Consider the following 16,971-nt stretch of genomic DNA (forward strand, 5'->3'; position numbering starts at 1 on the left):
GAGGGGCAAGGTACGGCGTTCGCCGCAAGCTCGTATTCGCGGATCGGATGATGATGCGATCAGAGAGTTGGGTGATCGGGTAGGCAGTGTGCCATGCCCCTCACCCGACCGTCTTCGCTGCGCTTCGCCGGTCGACCTCTCCCCGCAAAGGGCGGGGAGAGGTTAGGTAACAGCCTCAATATCCCGTCATTTCCAGATAGCCTGTACCGCTGTGGCTGCCGGTGAAGCTCACCGGCCCTTCCCAATAGGGGAAGCTCGTCGTCATCCAGCTCCTGGTATTCAGCGGCGAGGTCGCGATCTGCAATCCGCGCGATGCGATCGATACCTTCCATGACGTCGGGATCCTGCGGCCGGCGATCTCCGTCATGACCGTCGGCGTCATATCTATAGCGCCTGAGGCAACCTGTTCGGATTTTCCGTCCGCGGTGATCCAGTTGCCGGCAAAATAATGCGCGCCATCCTTCTGCCGGAGACGAAACAGCATCAGCTTTGCGTTATCGGGCAGATGCAGCGAGAACCAGTCCCAGCCGGTTTGGTCGGAAGCGAGCGGCTGGCTCGAATATTCCCTGTCCATCCAGGCGTGGCCGGTGACGGCAATCTCCTTGCCGTCGATGGTCAGCACGCCCGATGCGGTGAAATAGGGCTGGCTGTAGTAATACGACGCTTGCCCACGTTCCGACTTGCGGCTGAAGCCGTTGTCGCCCTGCAGCACCAGCGGCTGCTGCGCAGTGAGCCGGAGCCGGTAGCTGAAATCCGCTGACGAAGCGGACACGTCGAGCGGCGCAATCGACACGTCGTCGAAGTTCTCAAGCCCACGGATCTCCCATGCATCGATCCATGCCCGGAACGGCGTCGCAGTCACGCCGGCCTGGCCGATGCCGCCGCGGGCAAAGGTTTCTGTCGCATGATGCGACTTTGCAGATGTCACCGCCGCGTGGCCCATCCAGATCTGCGGCGTCGCCCAGCCATCGTCTGGCGCGCCCGCCGCCATCGCCTGACGAAACAGCGTCCACTGCGCGCCATAGGCATTGCCTGATGCATCCGTGAGATTGGCGGTGAGGTACCACCATTCGATGCGATAATCCGGATGCGGGCCGTGATCAGCCGGAAAGGTGAGGGGGCGGCCCGGAACGACAGCCGCAAAACCTTCGGCGTCGCGGCCGAGGCCGGCAAAGCCCTGGGCGAATGCGCGTGAACCGCCGAGGCCGAGCAATGCGGCGGCGCCGATCAAGCTGCGACGTGTGAGCAAGCTATCGCTCATTGGCGAACACTTTCACCAGCGTGGCCGGTTGCATGCGCAGCAGTTTCAGGATCGGTAGCAGAGCTGCGAGCAGCGAGGCCAACATGGCAACGCCGAGCAACTGGACCAGTTGCAGCGGAAACACATGGAACGGAAGTCGCCAGCCAAAGGCCTTCACATTGACGATAGCGATGAGGCACCACGCCACCAGCAGCCCGAGCGGCAGCGCCAGCAGTGAGGTAATCAAGGCAACCGACAGTGTCTTCAACAGCTCGATACCGGCAAGGCGGCGACGTGTGATGCCAATGGCCCAGAGGGGCGCGAGTTGGGGCAGGCGCGAATTGCTCAGCGTGAGCAGGCTGGTGAGCAACGCGACGCCTGCAACGCCAAGCGTAAAGGCATTGAGCGCTGCGGTGACCGCGAAAGTGCGGTTGAAGATTGCCCGTGACTCCGATTTCACCGTCGTCTGATCGGCGAGGTTGCGGCCGTCGAGACCGAAGCGCGTGCGGATGGCGTCGATCAGCCCGGGCACATCCGCAGGTGCGACGCGCAGGCCCATGCGGGTCTGCGAAATGTCAGGGAAATGTCTGACCAGCGCATCGATATTCACGCCGATCTGGCTTTTGGGATTGCCGTAATCCGCATATACCGCAACGACGTCCATCGGCCATGTACCGGTCGGCGTCGGCACGTCCAGACGGTCGCCGGGTTTGAGCTTCATGCGCAGCGAGAGTTGTTCGCTGACGAGTGCGCCGTCGCCGCTGCGCACGCGATCCCATGCATCGCTGGTTGAATCCAGCAGCGGCCATTGATCGCGATAGGTGGCGTGATCGGCGAAGCCGAGAAGCTCGATCGGCGCACCGTTGAACTGCAGGTCGGTGCGGCTGCCCGGCAGAACGGCCTGCACGTCGGGGCGCGTCTTCAGCCAGGTCTTGATCTCGATCGCCTGCTTCTCGCTCGCCGCGTTCAGATAGATCTCGGACGCCAGCCGCCCGTCGAGCCAGCCCGTAAAGGTCCGGCTGAAACTCTCCACCATGGTGCCGACGCCGACATTGACGGCGAGCGCCAGCAGCAACGCCATCAGCGCCAGCGACAGGCCGGAAAGCTGCAGTCGGCTGTCGGCCCAGAACCATGTGACGAGCGGCCGTCGCGTGCTGCGTTCACCGCAGGCAAGGACGATGCCGAGGATAACCGGCAATGCGAGCGCTGCGCCGAGCAGCAATGCAGCAAGCACGAAGAAGCCAGCAATCAGTGAATCGCCAAGCCAGAGCGCGAGCCCGGCAGCGATGAACACGAGCAATGCGCCCGTGCCTTGCAGTCGCAGCCAGCGATGCTGTGCCTGTTGCCAGGCATAGGGCTGTGCGGTGGCGAGCAAGGGGAGATGGACAGCTTTCAGCAGGCTCGATGTCGCCGCCAGCAGCGCACCGATGATGGAAATCGCGAGACCAGCGAACCACCATTCCGGCTTCAGCGTCAATTGCCCAGGGATTTGCGCGCCATAGAGCCCGCGCAGGCTGGCCGCAACATCGGGCAGCAGCGATGCGGCGATGAAATAGCCGCAGACGAGACCGATGGCGCCGGCGATCAGTGCGATGCTGACGAGTTCGAGGATCAGCACACTGTTGAGCTGCCGCGCCGAGACGCCGCAGGCACGCAAGGTGCGCAGCATCGGCAGGCGCTGTTCGAAGCCGAGGCCGATGGCCGAATTGACGATGAACAGCCCGACGAAGAAGGATAGCAGGCCGAAGGCGGTGAGATTGAGATGGAAACTGTCGGTGAGACGTTCGAGGTCGGTCTCTGCATCGGGCTGCACCAGCCGCAACCGATCGCCGGCGACGCTTTCAAGCGAAGCGCGGGGACCCTTGGCGCTGCCGATCAGCAGGCGCGAGATCTGATCCGGCATCTTCAGCAGTTTCTGCGCAATGCCGATATCGACCACCAGCACGCCGGGTGCGAGCTGCGGCTGCAGTTTCAGGGGCGGCAGCAGCGCTCCGTCATTGAGCGCGGGCGTCGCGCCCTCGGCGAGACCGAGGCTCGCCAGTGTTTCCGGCGCAATCAGCGCCTGACCGGGCGGCGTCAGAAACGCCTGCGCGCCGGTCCTGCCGATCTCCGTCGCAGCGCTGGCTTCGACAGGCATGGTCACCGGCTCGATGCCGAGCAGGCGCACCGAGCGGCCGCCAATGGAGATGCGGCCTTCGACCACAGGGGACACCGGCCAGCCCGCGCGGCGGAGATCGACAAAGAGCTGTTGCGAAAACGCGCCGCCATTGGTTGCGACCAGCATCGGCGTGCGCGTTCCGCCGAAGGCCGCGGCGGCGCGGTCATAGCTGGTGCGGGCCTGCTGGTTGAGCGCCTGCACACCGCTCCATAATGCGGTCGCGGCGATCAGGCCGATCAGGAGCGTGGCGAACTGCATCGGATGCCGGCGCCAGTGGCTGAGCAGTACCGCAAGGATCCAGAGCGCGCGTCTCACGCGATCAGCCCGGCATGAAGATGGATGCGGCGATCCAGCGTGGCCGCGAGACGCTCGCTATGGGTCACCATCAGGAAACCGCAGCCGGTGCGGGCGACCAGATCGCGCGCCAGCCTCAAGACTTCGTCAGCCGTATCCTCGTCGAGATTGCCGGTGGGTTCATCGGCGAGCAGCAGCGGCGGCTTCGATGCCAATGCGCGGCCGATGGCGACGCGCTGTTGCTGGCCGCCGGAGAGTTGTTCGGGATAGCGCCTGAGCAGCGCGCCGAGGCCGAGGCGCTCGGTCAGTTCGCGCTGCCAGGCTGCGTCATGCTTACCGGCGATGCGCGACTGGAACGCCAGATTGTCGGCGACCGACAGCGACGGGATCAGGTTGAACTGCTGGAACACGAGGCCGAGCCGGTCGCGGCGCAGCGCGGCGCGGGCGGAATCATGGAGCCCGGTGACGATGATATCGCCGAGTTGGATCTCGCCGCTGTCGGCTTCATCGAGGCCGGCGATCAGATGCAGCAGCGTGCTCTTGCCGCTGCCGGATTCGCCGGTCAGCGCCACGCTCTCGCCTGCGGCAACGCTGAGATCGACGCCGCGCAGAACGGCGATCTGTTCCTGGGCTGAACGATAGGATTTGGTGAGATGGCGAACCGTGAGCATGCGGCGGAGACCATAACAGAACCGCTGCCCGTCGTCCCCCACGCAGGCGGGACGACAACCCGTTACCGCTTGCGTTCCGACACCAACGCGAGCAGCACTGTCGCCGCCATGAAGCAGGCGGATGCGCCGAACACCCAATGCGGCAATGCGTGGTCCATGAACCAGCCGAACAGGATGGGACTGATGATGCCGCCGAAATTGAAGCCGGTGGAGACAATGCCAAAGGCGCGGCCGGCGGCGCCGGGAGGGGCCGCCTCGCGCACCAGCATGTCGCGCGACGGCGTCAGCACGCCGCCGAGGAAGCCCGCGGTGGTCATGGCCGCGACGATCACCGGCGTCGGCAGCGTGAACACGGCGATGGCACAGATGATGGCGGCATTGATCGTGAAACACACGGCGGCGACGCGGCTGTGGTGTCTGGTCCGATCGGCCAGCCACCCGCCGGCAAGCACGCCGACGGCGCTGGCCGCGAGGAAGGCGGTGAGCGCGATATTCGCCGATGACAGCGATGTGCCGTAGCCGTTCATCAGCGCGACGATGCCGAAGCTGTTGATGCCGTTCTGCGACAGCGACAGCAGCGTGAAGAACAGCGTCAGCATCAGGATCGCCGGGGTCATCATGCTGACCTTGGGCGACTCGGCGCCCTTGGCGTCATCGCCATCAGCCATCGCGCCGGCATCGGGAATGCCGACCACGATCAGCATCAGTGCAATTGCCACGCCGATGGCGCCCGCGACGATCAGCGCGCCCTGGCCGCCGATACCAACCAGCAGTGCCGCCATCAGGGGAGGCGCGACTGCGCCGCCGACGAAGCCTGCGAATGTATGGATCGAAAATGCGCGACCCATCTTCGACTCGTCCATATGCGCGGCGAGGATGGCGTAGTCGGCCGGGTGATAGACGCTGTTGGCGAGGCCGAGCAGCGCGGCGCAGACGATCAGGGCGGGATAGCTCAGCAACAGGCCGAGCGCGATCAGCGCGCAGCCGCCGAGCGTGACGCCGAGGATCAGGATCTTGCGCGCGCCGATGCGGTCGACGAGATAGCCGATCGGCGCCTGCGTGAGGCCGGAGACGACGGCAAAGGTGGTCAGCGCGAAGCCGAGTTCGATATAGCCGACGCCGAGCCGATCCTTCAGGAACGGGAACAGCATTGGCAGTACGAAGATGTGGAAGTGGCTGACCCAATGCGCAGTGGAAATCGCCGTCAGCGTGCGCGTCGCCGAAGGGACATGGTCACGCGCAGCGAGATGCGAGGTCGAGGCCGGAATATCGACCATATGCGTTTCCACCCAAGGCGGCTGACGGCCGCTTTTTGCAGCCTCGAAAAGGTGCGCTATGCCTACGTTCTCAGCAGGTTAATGTCTATCAGCGCTGCGACATGCAGGTGTTGCGGCCCGTGCAGGGCGGCATCGGGAAACGCGACCACGGCCCGGGAATGCGACATGATTGAGCATGATGACGAGCAGCCCGAATTTTAAGCCGCTGCGGATACTGCTGTCGGAAGGCACCAGCACCTCCGCGCGGGAGGCTGTCACCGTGCTCGGCCTCGCCGGCCATGTGGTAGATGTCTGCGATCCCGCCGCTGCCGGGCTGGCGCGGTTCTCGCGATTTATCCGCACATATCACCGCTGCCCGGGAATGCGGGAAAATCCCCTGGGCTTCCTGCGGTTCATCGAAGGCCTGCTGGCGACTGGCGACTATGACGTGCTGCTGCCGATCCACGAACAGGGCTTCCTGTTCGCGAAAGTGCAGGAGCGGCTGAGGCCGCTGGCCGGCCTGGCCTTGCCGTCCTTCGCGAGCTACCGGGCGGCGCATAGCAAGGCCGGTTTCAGCCGTATGCTGAGCGAGCTTGGATTGCCGCAACCCGAGACGCAGATCGTCGCAAGCGCCGATACGCTTCGTGCTGCAGTCCGCTTCCCCTGCGTTATCAAGACCGCCATCGGCACCGCCAGCCGCGGCGTCTGGATGGTGCGCAATGATGCCGACCTTGCGCTCGCAATGAAAGAGCTTGAGGCCGGAAACGGCCTTGCCAGCGAAGTACTGGTGCAGGCCCGTGTCACGGGCGCGACCGAGAAGGCGCAGGGCGTGTTCTGCCGCGGCGAACTGGTCGGCTTTCACGTCACTCGCCAGATCATGGAGGGTGCCGGGGGCGGCGATGCCATCAAGCGCGGCGTGCGACGTGACCGCGTGCGTGACGATCTCGCGGCCATCGGCCGGCATCTCGCCTGGCACGGCGCGCTGTCGATCGACTTCATGATGCCGGACGATGACAGCGGGCCATTCTATATCGACTGCAATCCGCGGCTGGTGGAGCCGATGGCCGCCTGGCTCGCCGGCGTCGATCTGGTCGATCTGCTGCTGCGCGTTTCCCTGGGCGAGACGCTGGATGTCGCACCGGCGACGTGCAAGGACGTCGTCACGCATCAGGCCATGCAGGTGCTCCTCGGCAGTGCGCAGCGCGGCGGCAACAGGCGCGATCTGCTACGCATTTGCCGCGATATCTGGCGTCGTCGCGGCGACTATGCCGGCAGCACGGAGGAGCTCACGCCGGTGCGCATCGACTGGCTCAGCGCCGTGCCATTGGTCATGACCGCGCTGTTGCTGTTGATGTCTCCGGGGCTGTCGCATGCGCTGGCGAAACGCGGTTGGGGCCAGCATCTGCTCGATGCCGGGACGGTTGCAGCCATCGAAAGCGAGAGGTTTTAGTTTCATCCGGCCGCGTTAGAGTTGAATAGTTGCGGCAGACGCGGCCGGCTCCCTCTCCCCGCTCTGCGCGGGGAGAGGGGCGTGGCACCTCAGCCACTGCCATCTCTGTTTCTTCGATTCGATAGGTCTTGCTAGGCTGCAACTGCAGTGCGCCGCCCCTCACCCGGATCACGCGCGATGCGCGCGACCCGACCTCTCCCCGCGCAAGATGCGGGGAGAGGTAAGAGGCGATTGATGTGTATCAATGTGTGCCGCGCTGATCCGGTTATCCAAAAGTGCCCCGCACTTCCGCGAGGCCAACGAAACCCGGGGAGCGCATGACAAAGCTGATGGCTGCATCGTCGTTCGCTGCACCTTGTGCGAATGCGGCTGTGCAGCCGGGCGGCTTCCTGTCTCATCTGGGTGCCGCCGATCTGCGCCAGTTGATGGCCCTGGGCGAGCGGGTGCCCTACACTTCGCAGGATGTCCTGTTCACGCAGGGAGCGCCGGCGGGCAAGTGCTTCAGCGTGGTCGAGGGTGTGGTCGGCATCTACAGGACCGAATGCGATAATCGTCGCCAGATCACAAGTTTTGCTCTGCCGGGCGACATCCTCGAGATCGCAACGCAGGGGCATCATGAAGTGTCCGCCGCTGCAATCGGTCCTGCAGTGGTCTGGGAAATCCCGCGTGAGAAATTCGCGCAATTCGCCAGTCACCGGCCCTATGTGTTGAACGAGATCGTCGCGCTGATGGCGGCCGAGATCGCCGATGCACATGACAAGATGTTCTCGCTGGGCCGCCGCGTGGCTGAAGAGAAACTGATTGTGTTCCTGACATGCTGGCGTGACCGGCTGGCACGGCTCGGTCGCGATGTGGATCCGCTTCCGGTGCCGATGAGCCGGCGCGATATCGCCGATCATCTCGGTCTCACCGTCGAGACGGTGAGCCGGACGCTGGCCAAGCTCGAACGCCGCGGCGCGATCGAGATTCTGCCGGGCCGTATCCGGCTACTGGACGCCGAATCCGTCGCGGCTCCCGCTCTCGCCTGACGACGCGCGCAGCGAGCAAGCGAGCTCTCCCCGAACTTTGATTTCAATCAATTCACTGAGCGCGCCGCCGTGATTGATGGGTGCGTGCTCGGGAAAGAATCATCATGACGAACCAGACTGACAGCGTGAAGTGGATGACGATCGGCGAGGCCGGTCTGACCGTGATCCTTGCGGCCACCGTATTTCTCTCCATCATCGCAGCGGCCAAGGCGGAAGATGCGGCCTATGCCTTTCACGTGACGCTGGCCGGCCTCGCCAGCCTGGCCTCCGTGTTCGTCATCCTCAATCGCTATTTCGAGCGCGGCGCATTGCCGCCGCAGGAGATCGACGGGCGGCCGAATTACAATTTCGAGCCGATCAAATTTGCCACTGTGGCCTCGGTGTTCTGGGGCATCGCCGGCTTCACGGTGGGGCTGCTGATCGCCTTGCAGCTCGCATGGCCCGATCTGAATTTCAATCTGCCCTGGACTTCGTTCGGCCGGCTGCGGCCGCTGCATACCTCGGCGGTGGTGTTCGCCTTCGGCGGCAACGTGCTGATCGCGACGTCCTTCTTCGTGGTGCAGAAGACCTGCCGTACCCGTCTCGCTGGCGATCTTGCGCCGTGGTTCGTGGTGCTCGGCTATAATTTCTTCATCGTCATTGCCGGCACCGGCTATTTGCTCGGCGTCACGCAATCCAAGGAGTATGCCGAACCGGAATGGTATGCCGATCTCTGGCTGACCATCGTCTGGGTGACTTATCTGTTGGTGTTCCTGATGACGCTCGTGAAGCGCAAGGAACCGCATATCTTCGTCGCCAACTGGTTCTATCTCGCCTTCATCATCACCATCGCGGTGCTGCATCTCGGCAATAACCCGGCTCTGCCCGTCTCCGTCTTCGGCTCCAAGTCCTACGTCGCCTGGGCCGGCGTGCAGGATGCCATGTTCCAGTGGTGGTACGGCCACAACGCGGTAGGCTTCTTCCTCACCGCCGGCTTCCTCGCCATCATGTACTACTTCATTCCGAAGCGCGCCGAGCGGCCGGTCTATTCCTATCGGCTGTCGATCGTGCACTTCTGGGCGATCATCTTCCTCTATATCTGGGCCGGTCCGCATCACCTGCACTATTCGGCGCTGCCCGACTGGACGCAGACGCTCGGTATGACCTTCTCGATCATGCTGTGGATGCCCTCCTGGGGCGGCATGATCAACGGCCTCATGACGCTGTCCGGCGCATGGGACAAGCTGCGCACCGATCCAGTGCTGCGCATGCTGGTGGTGTCGGTGGCGTTCTACGGCATGGCGACCTTCGAGGGGCCGCTGATGTCCATCAAAGTGGTCAATTCGCTCAGCCACTATACCGACTGGACCATCGGTCACGTGCATTCCGGCGCGCTCGGTTGGGTCGGCTTCGTCTCCTTTGGCGCGCTCTACTGCCTGGTGCCGTGGCTGTGGAATCGCAAACAGCTCTACAGCCTGAAGCTGGTCGAGTGGCACTTCTGGATCGCGACGCTCGGCATCGTTCTGTACATCTCGGCGATGTGGGTGTCGGGCATCCTGCAGGGTCTGATGTGGCGTGCCTACACGTCGCTGGGTTTCCTCGAATATTCCTTCATCGAAAGCGTCGAAGCGATGCACCCGTTCTACATCATCCGTGCAGCGGGCGGCGGGCTGTTCCTGATCGGTGCGCTGATCATGGCCTGGAATTTGTGGATGACCGTGCGCGTCGGCAAGGCGGAAGAGGGCGCGCTGTCGAGCCCTGGCGCCACGTTGCAGCCGGCTGAGTGAGGATCAATCATGTCGTTCTGGAGTCGGCACCAAATCTTCGAGAAGAACTCGATCGTTTTGATCGTGAGTATCATCCTCGTCATCGCCATCGGTGGCATCGTCGAGATCGCGCCACTGTTCTATCTCAAGAGCACCATCGAGGCCGTCGAGGGCATGCGGCCCTATACACCGCTCGAACTCGCCGGGCGCAACGTCTATGTCCGCGAGGGCTGCTATCTCTGTCATTCGCAGATGGTGCGGCCGCTGCGTGACGAGGTCGAACGCTATGGGCACTATTCGCTCGCGGCGGAGAGCATGTATGACCATCCGTTCCAGTGGGGCTCGAAGCGCACGGGGCCGGATCTGGCCCGCGTCGGTGCCAAGTATTCCGATGAATGGCACGTCACGCATCTGAGCAATCCGCGCGCCATCGTGCCGCAATCGGTGATGCCGTCCTACAAGTTCCTGGCCGAGACGCCTGTCAGCACCGAGAACGTCGCCGATCATCTGCGCACCAACCGCGCGGTGGGTGTGCCCTATACGGACGATCAGATCACCAATGCGGTGGCGGACCTGAAGACCCAGGCCGATCCCGACAATGGCGATACCGACGCGCTGCTCAAGCGCTATCCGAAATCGGTGGCACGTAACTTCGATGGCAAGCCGGGGCTGCCCACCGAGATGGACGCACTGGTGGCCTATCTGCAGATGCTGGGCACGCTGGTCGATTTCAAACTCTACAACGAAAAAGCAAACCTCCGCTGAGGAGATGGAAGCATGCGCGCAATCCTGACCGTCGAGAACTTCGCGTCGAACCTCGTCCTCACATTCTGGACGCCGGTCTTTGTCGGAATCTTCATCGCAATTCTGACTTACGCTTTGTGGCCCCGCAACAAGGCGATGTTTGACGCAGCCGCGCGTCAGCCGTTGCGAGAGGATTGATCAGATCATGAGCGATCACGAAGGTGAATTCGACAAGGCCACCGGCAAGACCACCACAGGTCACTCCTGGGACGGCATCAAAGAACTCAACACGCCGCTGCCGCGCTGGTGGGTGATGACTTTCTATCTCACCATCGTGTGGGCGCTCGGCTATTGGGTCGTGTATCCGTCCTGGCCGCTGGTGCAGAGCTACGCGACGGGCGTCATGGGCTATTCGTCACGCGCGGATGTCGCTGTCGATCTCGCTAATCTCGAGAAGATCCGCGGAGGCAAGATGGCGGCGCTCGGCGCTGCACCGCTCGCGGACATCGAGAAGGATCCGGCGCTGCTGGCACTGGGGCGTGCCAGAGGCCGTGTGGTGTTCGGCGACAATTGCGCGCCGTGTCACGGCACTGGTGCGGCCGGTGCCAAGGGCTTCCCCAACCTGAACGATGACGACTGGCTGTGGGGCGGCACGCTGGAGCAGATCGAGAAGACCATCCAGTTCGGCGCGCGTTCCGCCCATGCGGAATCGCATGAGGGATCGATGCTGGCCTTCGGCCGCGACGGCATGTTGAAGAAGCCGGAGATCGAGACGGTTGCGAATTACGTGCGCTCACTGTCGGGATTGCCGACGGCCAAGGGGTACGACGCCAATGCCGGCCAGAAGCTGTTCGCCGACAACTGCGCCTCGTGTCACGGCGACGCCGGCAAGGGAAATCCCGACATGGGGGCGCCGAACCTGACCGACAATATCTGGCTCTACGGGTCGGACGAAGCGACCATCGTCGAAACCATCACCAATGGCCGCAACGGCGTGATGCCGGCCTGGATTGGCCGTCTCGATCCGGCGACCATCAAGGCACTGACGATCTACGTCCACTCGCTGGGGGGTGGACAATAAGTCATAGCGCGTGCGGGCAATCGCGCTCGCGCGTTTGACGTACATCAATTGCACCGCACCGGCGAAGTCTAGGGTCATTCCAAGGACGAGAGTGACTCCATGAACAAGCCTGTTACGCCCCAGGAATTCGACTACGGCCCGCTCTATGCGGCGCAGAAGAAGGTCTATCCGCAGAAGGTCTCCGGCAGGTATCGCAACGTCAAATGGGCGCTGATGGCGGTTTGCCTTGGCATCTATTATCTGCTGCCATTCGTGCGTTGGAACCGCGGTCCCGGTGCCCCCGATCAGGCGGTGCTGGTCGATCTGCCGAACAGTCGCTTCTATTTCTTTTCCATCGAGCTGTGGCCGCAGGAAGTTTATTTCTTCACCGGCCTGCTGATCCTTGCCGCCCTCACGCTGTTCCTGATGAATGCCATCGGTGGTCGCGTCTGGTGCGGTTATCTCTGTCCGCAGACAGTCTGGACCGACTTGTTTTTCGCCGTCGAACGCCTGATCGAAGGCGACCGCCGCGAGCGGATGAAGAAGGAGGCCGAAGGGCTCACGCTGCAGCGTGTCGTCGAACTGACGATGAAGCATTCGATCTGGCTCCTGATCGCATGGTGGACCGGCGGCGCCTGGGTGCTCTATTTCAACGATGCGCCGACGCTGGTGAGGGAACTCGTCACCTTTCAGGCGCCCGCGCTGGCTTATATCTGGATCGCGATCCTGACGGCGACGACCTACACACTGGCAGGCTGGATGCGCGAGCAGGTCTGTCTCTATATGTGTCCGTGGCCTCGCATCCAGGCGGCCCTGACCGACGAATGGGCGCTCAACGTCACCTACAAGACCGATCGCGGTGAGCAGCGGACCTCGTTGAAGAAGGCGGCCGAGCTGCGCGCGCTCGGCCAACCCGCAGGCGACTGCATCGACTGCTATCAATGCGTCAACGTCTGCCCCGTCGGCATCGATATCCGCAATGGCTTGCAGATGGATTGCATCCAGTGTGGGTTGTGTATCGACGCCTGCGACGGCGTGATGAGCAAGATCGGCCGGCCGACCCGGCTGATCGGCTATGACACCGACATCAACATTGCCAGGCGCAAGGCGGGCAAGTCCGAAATCTATCGCGTCATCCGGCCGCGTACGGTGGCCTATGTCGGCATGATTGTCGCTGTCGGTGCGGTGATGCTCTATGCGCTGCTGAACCGCTCGCTGCTCGATATCAATGTGCTGCATGACCGCAATCCGGTTGCCGTGCGCCTCAGCGACGGTTCGATCCGCAATGCCTATACGGTGCGCCTCTTGAACAAGCGCGGCGCCGGCCGCGTGGTCACGCTCGACGTCAACGGGCCGGTCAATGCCACGGTGCATGTGGTGGGTATGGATGCGGTGTCATCGGGCCGGCCGGAGATCGTGCTGGGCCGCGACCAGACTACCGAACTGCGTGTACTGGTGACGGCGCCCGCGGCGGGCAATTCCGAGAAGTCGATCCCGCTTGTGATGCGGGTCACCGATGCCGTCCATGGCGACATGGCGTCGGCGACCGATCATTTCGTTGCACCGTGAAGGAGAACAGTATGAGCGCCGCCGTTGCCGCACCTCGTCCGATCACCGGCCGGTTCGTCCTGATCTGCCTGATTTTGTTTTTCGGCATGATCATCGGCGTCAATGTCGTCATGATGAAATTCGCGCTGGAGACGCTGCCGGGTGTCGAAGTGGATAGTCCCTATACAGCGAGCCTCGCTTACGGCAACGAGATCGAGGCCGCGCGCGGCCAGAGCAGTCGCGGCTGGAAGGTCAGCGCGCATGTCGAGCGCGATGCTGCAGGTGATGCCGCGGTCCGTGTCGAAGCGCGCGATCGTCACGGCGATCCGATCACGGGGCTGAGTTTCACCGGGCGGCTGGAGCGGCCGGCCGATCGTCGCGCGGACCGGCCGGTTGAGCTGATCGGGGCCGGGGGCGTGGTCTATCGCGGCAAGGTCGCCGAACTTGCGCCGGGACTGTGGGATCTGGTGCTTGAAGGCGAGGCCGGCGGACAGCGCATGTTCCTGTCGAAGAACCGCCTCGTGCTGAAATAGGTCCAACCATGCAGTCCCTCGTCGTCCTCGTGCCGCTGGCGCTCGCGCTTGGGTTGCTCGGCCTCTGGGCCTTCATGTGGTCGCTGAAAAGCGGACAGTATGAGGATCTGGAAGGTGCGGGATGGCGCGCGATTCTCGATGAGGATCCGCCGGCGAAGAAGCCTGGCGATCCCCTCTGAGGCGGCTCTTTCCGTTCAATCCATCACCGCCACAACTTGTGGCCATATTTTTCCAACCGCCATGCCTTTGCCGCGCGTTGCCTCTGCAGCGCGCGTGCTGGCGTCTGCTGTGCACCGGGCGCATAATGGCGGGAACGGATTTTGCACGCGTTCGGCCGGACAAGATCGGCGTAGGGCGCCGCAGCAGAAAGAAATGAAGCACTATGTATGATGTGATCGTCGTCGGCGGTGGATCTGCCGGCGCTGCCGTGGCTGCCAGGCTCTCCGAAAATCCCGCCACGCGCGTGCTGCTGCTGGAAGCCGGGCTCGACTGGCGCGCGGCGGATGCGCCGTGGGAAGTCACCACAGCGAACCCGATCCCGATCATTCACCAGCGCGAATTCCAGGAAAAGTGGCAGTGGCCGCAGCTGCATTCGCGTCGCGTTGCCGGACAGGATCAGCGCTTCTACTGGCGCGGCAAGGGCCTCGGAGGCTCGTCGATGATGAACGGCCAGATCGCGATCCGCGGTGTCGCCGCTGCATTCGACGAATGGGCATCGCTGGGGTGCACCGGCTGGTCGGCCAGGGACGTCATGCCGCTATTCTCGGTGATCGAGGATGATCTGGACTTCGGCGACAGGCCCGGCCATGGCCGTGGTGGTCCGCTGCCGGTCTATCGCGCGCCGCCGGAGACATGGGGGCCCATCGACAATGGCTTGCGCGATGCGGCGCTGGCGTCGGGCTATGCCTGGTGCGACGACGTCAACGGGCCGGATGGCGAAGGCGTTGCCTGCTATCCGATCAATAGCCGCGACCTGCGGCGTATCTCCACCAATGAAGCCTATCTCGAGCCGGCGCGTGGCCGCGCCAATCTCGAAATCCGCGGTCATGCGCTGGTCGATCGCGTCGTGATCAAGGACGGTCAGGCGACCGGAGTGATCGTGCACTTCGAGGGGCAAGGCACGCAGGAAATCAGCGCGCGCGAGATCGTGCTATGTGGTGGCTCGATCCACAGCCCGGCGATCCTGCTGCGCTCGGGCGTCGGCCCGGCAGACGAGCTGAGGGACATGGGCATCGCCGTGGAATGCGATCTGCCCGTCGGCCAGAATTTCTTCGATCATCCGCTGTTTCGCACCACCATCAAGCTGCAGGACGATATAGCGCCCAAGGATAAGGACACCCGCCATACCAATTGCTGTGTGACCTATTCGTCGGGTTTGGCTGAGGGCGGCAAGCGCGACATGATCCTGATCGCGTTCAATCATCGCGGTATCGGTAATCCCGGTGCGATCGGTGCCGGCCTGTTCAACGCCTTCTCGCGCGGCACGCTGAAGCTTGCATCCACCGATGCGACGATCGATCCGATCGTCGAGGAGAACATGCTGGCTGACCCCCGCGACATGCTGCGGATGGTCGATGCCGTGAAGCGGCTTGCCGCGATCACCACGCAGCCGGCGCTGGCGGGCATCGCTGACTGGATCCGCCTCACCGATACCGACATGACGCTGCCGCAGGCGGCGGCGTTGCCGACGCGCGAGCTCGAAGCCGTGCTGCGCCGTGACACCGGTGATATCCAGCACGCCGCCGGCACCTGTCGCATGACCGGCTTCAAGGACACCGGTGGCGTGGTCAATCCGGATGGCACCGTGAAGGGCCTCAAGGGTCTGCGCATTGCCGATGCGTCGATCATGCCGTCGGATTGCCGCGCCAACACTCATTTCACCACGGTGGTGATCGGCGAAGCCATTGCGCGCATGATGATGCGCAGGTCGAATGTAGCGTCGCCCGCCGTGGCGATGGCGAAGTAAGAACGCGCAACGCAAGCGCTCAAGAGTGACCGAAGGACAATTCATGTCAAACACTACCGAAACCCAGATTATCGAATGGCTTGCCTCGCAAAAGCAGCCGATGATCGACCTGTTGCGCGACGTCGTGAACATCGATTCCGGCTCCTTCGACAAGGAAGGTGTCGATGCCGTCGGCGCGCGCTTCGAGCAGCATTTTGCCGACTACGGCATCGAGACCTGGCGCGAGCCTCATGATGTCTATGGCGATGCCGTGCATGGGCTGATCACCAAGCCCGGCAGCAACGAGAAGCCAATCCTGCTGATGGGCCATCGCGATACCGTGTTTCCCAAGGGCGAAGTCGCCAAGCGCCCGTTCACCATCAAGGACAATCTGGCCCATGGGCCTGGTGTCGCCGACATGAAGGCCGGCGTGGTCATCAACGTATTCGTTGCCGCTGCCCTGAAGAAATTCGATGCCGCGCCGTGCCCGATCAAGCTCCTGATCACCGGCGACGAGGAGATCGCATCGCGCTCGTCGCGGCCGATCATCGAGCGCGAGGGCCGTGCCGCCCGCGCGGTCTATAATTCGGAGCCGGGGCGTCCGACCGGGAATATCACCACCGGCCGCAAGGGCGGCGTGTTCATGCGCTTCGAGGTATTCGGCAAGGCCGCGCATTCCGGCAATAACTTCTCTGTCGGCATCAGCGCCATTGGCGAGCTCGCGCATAAGATCGTGCAGATTCATGCACTGACCGATATGGACAAGGGCATCACGCTGAATGTCGGCCTCGTATCGGGCGGCCAATCGGTCAACACCACGGCGCCGCATGCCGAAGGCGAGATCGACTTCCGTTACATCGATCCCGCCGATCGCGCGACCATCATGGGCGCGATCGAAAGCATCATTGCGACGTCGACCGTGCCAGGCACGACGGCGAAGCTGCACATCAACGGCGAATTCCTGCCGCTGGTGCAGGACGCCGCCGCCAAGGCGATGTTCGAAGCCTATCAGGCGGCCGCTGTCGACTCGGGCCTCACCACGCTGACCGGCGAATTCGCCGGCGGTTGTGCGGATTCCGGTTTTACCGCCAGCGTCGGCACGCCGACGCTCTGCGGTCTTGGCCCGGTCGGCGGCAATGTCCATACCGACCTGGAGTGGCTGGACATAGAGAGCATCGTTCCGCGTGCACAGACACTGGCGCGGGCGATCCTGCGCACGGAGATCTGACGACGGGAGATGCCGCATGGCATGGTTCTGGCACGGCGATGGTTGCTGACAACGCCTTTGTTTGAAGAGAC

Annotated in this window: 15 protein-coding genes; 11 read left to right on the forward strand and 4 right to left on the reverse strand. The window is 63.3% G+C overall.

Annotated features, from left to right (window positions below; translation table 11 throughout):
* Window positions 1-175 precede the first annotated feature (175 nt).
* The 4 genes from AB7951_RS00430 to AB7951_RS00445 all read right to left on the reverse strand — a co-directional run bounded on the left by AB7951_RS00430 (window position 176) and on the right by AB7951_RS00445 (window position 5,640).
* Window positions 176-1,261 carry a lipocalin-like domain-containing protein gene (locus tag AB7951_RS00430; protein ID WP_441255642.1) on the reverse strand — a complete coding sequence of 362 codons (1,086 nt, stop codon included), beginning with the start codon at window positions 1,259-1,261 and terminating at the stop codon, window positions 176-178.
* Window positions 1,251-3,713, reverse strand: coding sequence for an FtsX-like permease family protein (locus AB7951_RS00435; protein ID WP_120287438.1), 2,463 nt, complete (start codon window positions 3,711-3,713; stop codon window positions 1,251-1,253). Before AB7951_RS00435 ends, AB7951_RS00430 begins: the two co-directional genes overlap by 11 nt.
* On the reverse strand, window positions 3,710-4,363 hold the full coding sequence (locus AB7951_RS00440) for an ABC transporter ATP-binding protein (RefSeq protein ID WP_120287437.1): 654 nt from the start codon (window positions 4,361-4,363) through the stop codon (window positions 3,710-3,712). Before AB7951_RS00440 ends, AB7951_RS00435 begins: the two co-directional genes overlap by 4 nt.
* Window positions 4,364-4,425: 62 nt before the next feature.
* Window positions 4,426-5,640 carry an MFS transporter gene (locus AB7951_RS00445; RefSeq protein WP_175368132.1) on the reverse strand — a complete coding sequence of 405 codons (1,215 nt, stop codon included), beginning with the start codon at window positions 5,638-5,640 and terminating at the stop codon, window positions 4,426-4,428.
* A 175-nt stretch (window positions 5,641-5,815) separates the two neighbouring features.
* On the opposite strand from AB7951_RS00445, the gene AB7951_RS00450 reads away from it, so the two are divergent.
* The 11 genes from AB7951_RS00450 to AB7951_RS00500 all read left to right on the forward strand — a co-directional run bounded on the left by AB7951_RS00450 (window position 5,816) and on the right by AB7951_RS00500 (window position 16,900).
* Entirely contained in the window at window positions 5,816-7,069 is a 1,254-nt protein-coding gene (locus tag AB7951_RS00450; protein ID WP_439062002.1) for an ATP-grasp domain-containing protein, read from the forward strand.
* A 317-nt stretch (window positions 7,070-7,386) separates the two neighbouring features.
* Window positions 7,387-8,097, forward strand: a complete 711-nt coding sequence (locus tag AB7951_RS00455; protein WP_120287434.1) for a helix-turn-helix domain-containing protein — start codon at window positions 7,387-7,389, stop codon at window positions 8,095-8,097.
* Between the two features lie 134 nt (window positions 8,098-8,231).
* Window positions 8,232-9,863: a cytochrome-c oxidase, cbb3-type subunit I gene (ccoN, locus tag AB7951_RS00460; protein WP_120288050.1), complete on the forward strand. Its 1,632-nt coding sequence runs from the start codon at window positions 8,232-8,234 to the stop codon at window positions 9,861-9,863.
* A gap of 9 nt (window positions 9,864-9,872) precedes the next feature.
* A complete protein-coding gene (gene ccoO, locus AB7951_RS00465) occupies window positions 9,873-10,607 on the forward strand; it encodes a cytochrome-c oxidase, cbb3-type subunit II (protein ID WP_120287433.1) in 735 nt (244 codons plus the stop codon).
* Window positions 10,608-10,619: 12 nt separating this feature from the next.
* The gene (locus AB7951_RS00470) at window positions 10,620-10,784 is read left to right on the forward strand and encodes a cbb3-type cytochrome oxidase subunit 3 (protein WP_068729582.1); all 165 of its coding nucleotides are present in this window, start codon (window positions 10,620-10,622) and stop codon (window positions 10,782-10,784) included.
* Between the two features lie 7 nt (window positions 10,785-10,791).
* Window positions 10,792-11,667, forward strand: coding sequence for a cytochrome-c oxidase, cbb3-type subunit III (gene ccoP, locus AB7951_RS00475; RefSeq protein WP_120287432.1), 876 nt, complete (start codon window positions 10,792-10,794; stop codon window positions 11,665-11,667).
* Between the two features lie 99 nt (window positions 11,668-11,766).
* A complete protein-coding gene (gene ccoG / locus AB7951_RS00480; RefSeq protein WP_120287431.1) occupies window positions 11,767-13,215 on the forward strand; it encodes a cytochrome c oxidase accessory protein CcoG in 1,449 nt (482 codons plus the stop codon).
* An 11-nt stretch (window positions 13,216-13,226) separates the two neighbouring features.
* Window positions 13,227-13,727: a FixH family protein gene (locus tag AB7951_RS00485; protein WP_120287430.1), complete on the forward strand. Its 501-nt coding sequence runs from the start codon at window positions 13,227-13,229 to the stop codon at window positions 13,725-13,727.
* A gap of 8 nt (window positions 13,728-13,735) precedes the next feature.
* The gene (ccoS, locus tag AB7951_RS00490; RefSeq protein WP_089267801.1) at window positions 13,736-13,906 is read left to right on the forward strand and encodes a cbb3-type cytochrome oxidase assembly protein CcoS; all 171 of its coding nucleotides are present in this window, start codon (window positions 13,736-13,738) and stop codon (window positions 13,904-13,906) included.
* A gap of 203 nt (window positions 13,907-14,109) precedes the next feature.
* Window positions 14,110-15,693: a GMC family oxidoreductase gene (locus AB7951_RS00495; RefSeq protein WP_439062001.1), complete on the forward strand. Its 1,584-nt coding sequence runs from the start codon at window positions 14,110-14,112 to the stop codon at window positions 15,691-15,693.
* Between the two features lie 43 nt (window positions 15,694-15,736).
* Window positions 15,737-16,900, forward strand: a complete 1,164-nt coding sequence (locus AB7951_RS00500; RefSeq protein WP_439060029.1) for a M20 family metallopeptidase — start codon at window positions 15,737-15,739, stop codon at window positions 16,898-16,900.
* Window positions 16,901-16,971: the final 71 nt, after the last annotated feature.

The organism is Tardiphaga sp. 285_C5_N1_2, assembly GCF_052076065.1.
In the GTDB taxonomy this organism is placed as follows: domain Bacteria; phylum Pseudomonadota; class Alphaproteobacteria; order Rhizobiales; family Xanthobacteraceae; genus Tardiphaga; species Tardiphaga robiniae.

Bases quoted from the DNA above. Each gene is read 5' to 3' on its own strand.
- AB7951_RS00430 (WP_441255642.1), bottom strand. From the start codon at position 1,261: ATGAGCGATAGCTTGCTCACACGTCGCAGCTTGATCGGCGCCGCCGCA.
- AB7951_RS00440 (WP_120287437.1), bottom strand. From the start codon at position 4,363: ATGCTCACGGTTCGCCATCTCACCAAATCCTATCGTTCAGCCCAGGAA.
- AB7951_RS00445 (WP_175368132.1), bottom strand. From the start codon at position 5,640: ATGGTCGATATTCCGGCCTCGACCTCGCATCTCGCTGCGCGTGACCAT.
- AB7951_RS00450 (WP_439062002.1), top strand. From the start codon at position 5,816: ATGATGACGAGCAGCCCGAATTTTAAGCCGCTGCGGATACTGCTGTCG.
- AB7951_RS00455 (WP_120287434.1), top strand. From the start codon at position 7,387: ATGACAAAGCTGATGGCTGCATCGTCGTTCGCTGCACCTTGTGCGAAT.
- ccoN (WP_120288050.1), top strand. From the start codon at position 8,232: ATGACGATCGGCGAGGCCGGTCTGACCGTGATCCTTGCGGCCACCGTA.
- ccoO (WP_120287433.1), top strand. From the start codon at position 9,873: ATGTCGTTCTGGAGTCGGCACCAAATCTTCGAGAAGAACTCGATCGTT.
- AB7951_RS00470 (WP_068729582.1), top strand. From the start codon at position 10,620: ATGCGCGCAATCCTGACCGTCGAGAACTTCGCGTCGAACCTCGTCCTC.
- ccoP (WP_120287432.1), top strand. From the start codon at position 10,792: ATGAGCGATCACGAAGGTGAATTCGACAAGGCCACCGGCAAGACCACC.
- ccoG (WP_120287431.1), top strand. From the start codon at position 11,767: ATGAACAAGCCTGTTACGCCCCAGGAATTCGACTACGGCCCGCTCTAT.
- AB7951_RS00485 (WP_120287430.1), top strand. From the start codon at position 13,227: ATGAGCGCCGCCGTTGCCGCACCTCGTCCGATCACCGGCCGGTTCGTC.
- ccoS (WP_089267801.1), top strand. From the start codon at position 13,736: ATGCAGTCCCTCGTCGTCCTCGTGCCGCTGGCGCTCGCGCTTGGGTTG.
- AB7951_RS00495 (WP_439062001.1), top strand. From the start codon at position 14,110: ATGTATGATGTGATCGTCGTCGGCGGTGGATCTGCCGGCGCTGCCGTG.
- AB7951_RS00500 (WP_439060029.1), top strand. From the start codon at position 15,737: ATGTCAAACACTACCGAAACCCAGATTATCGAATGGCTTGCCTCGCAA.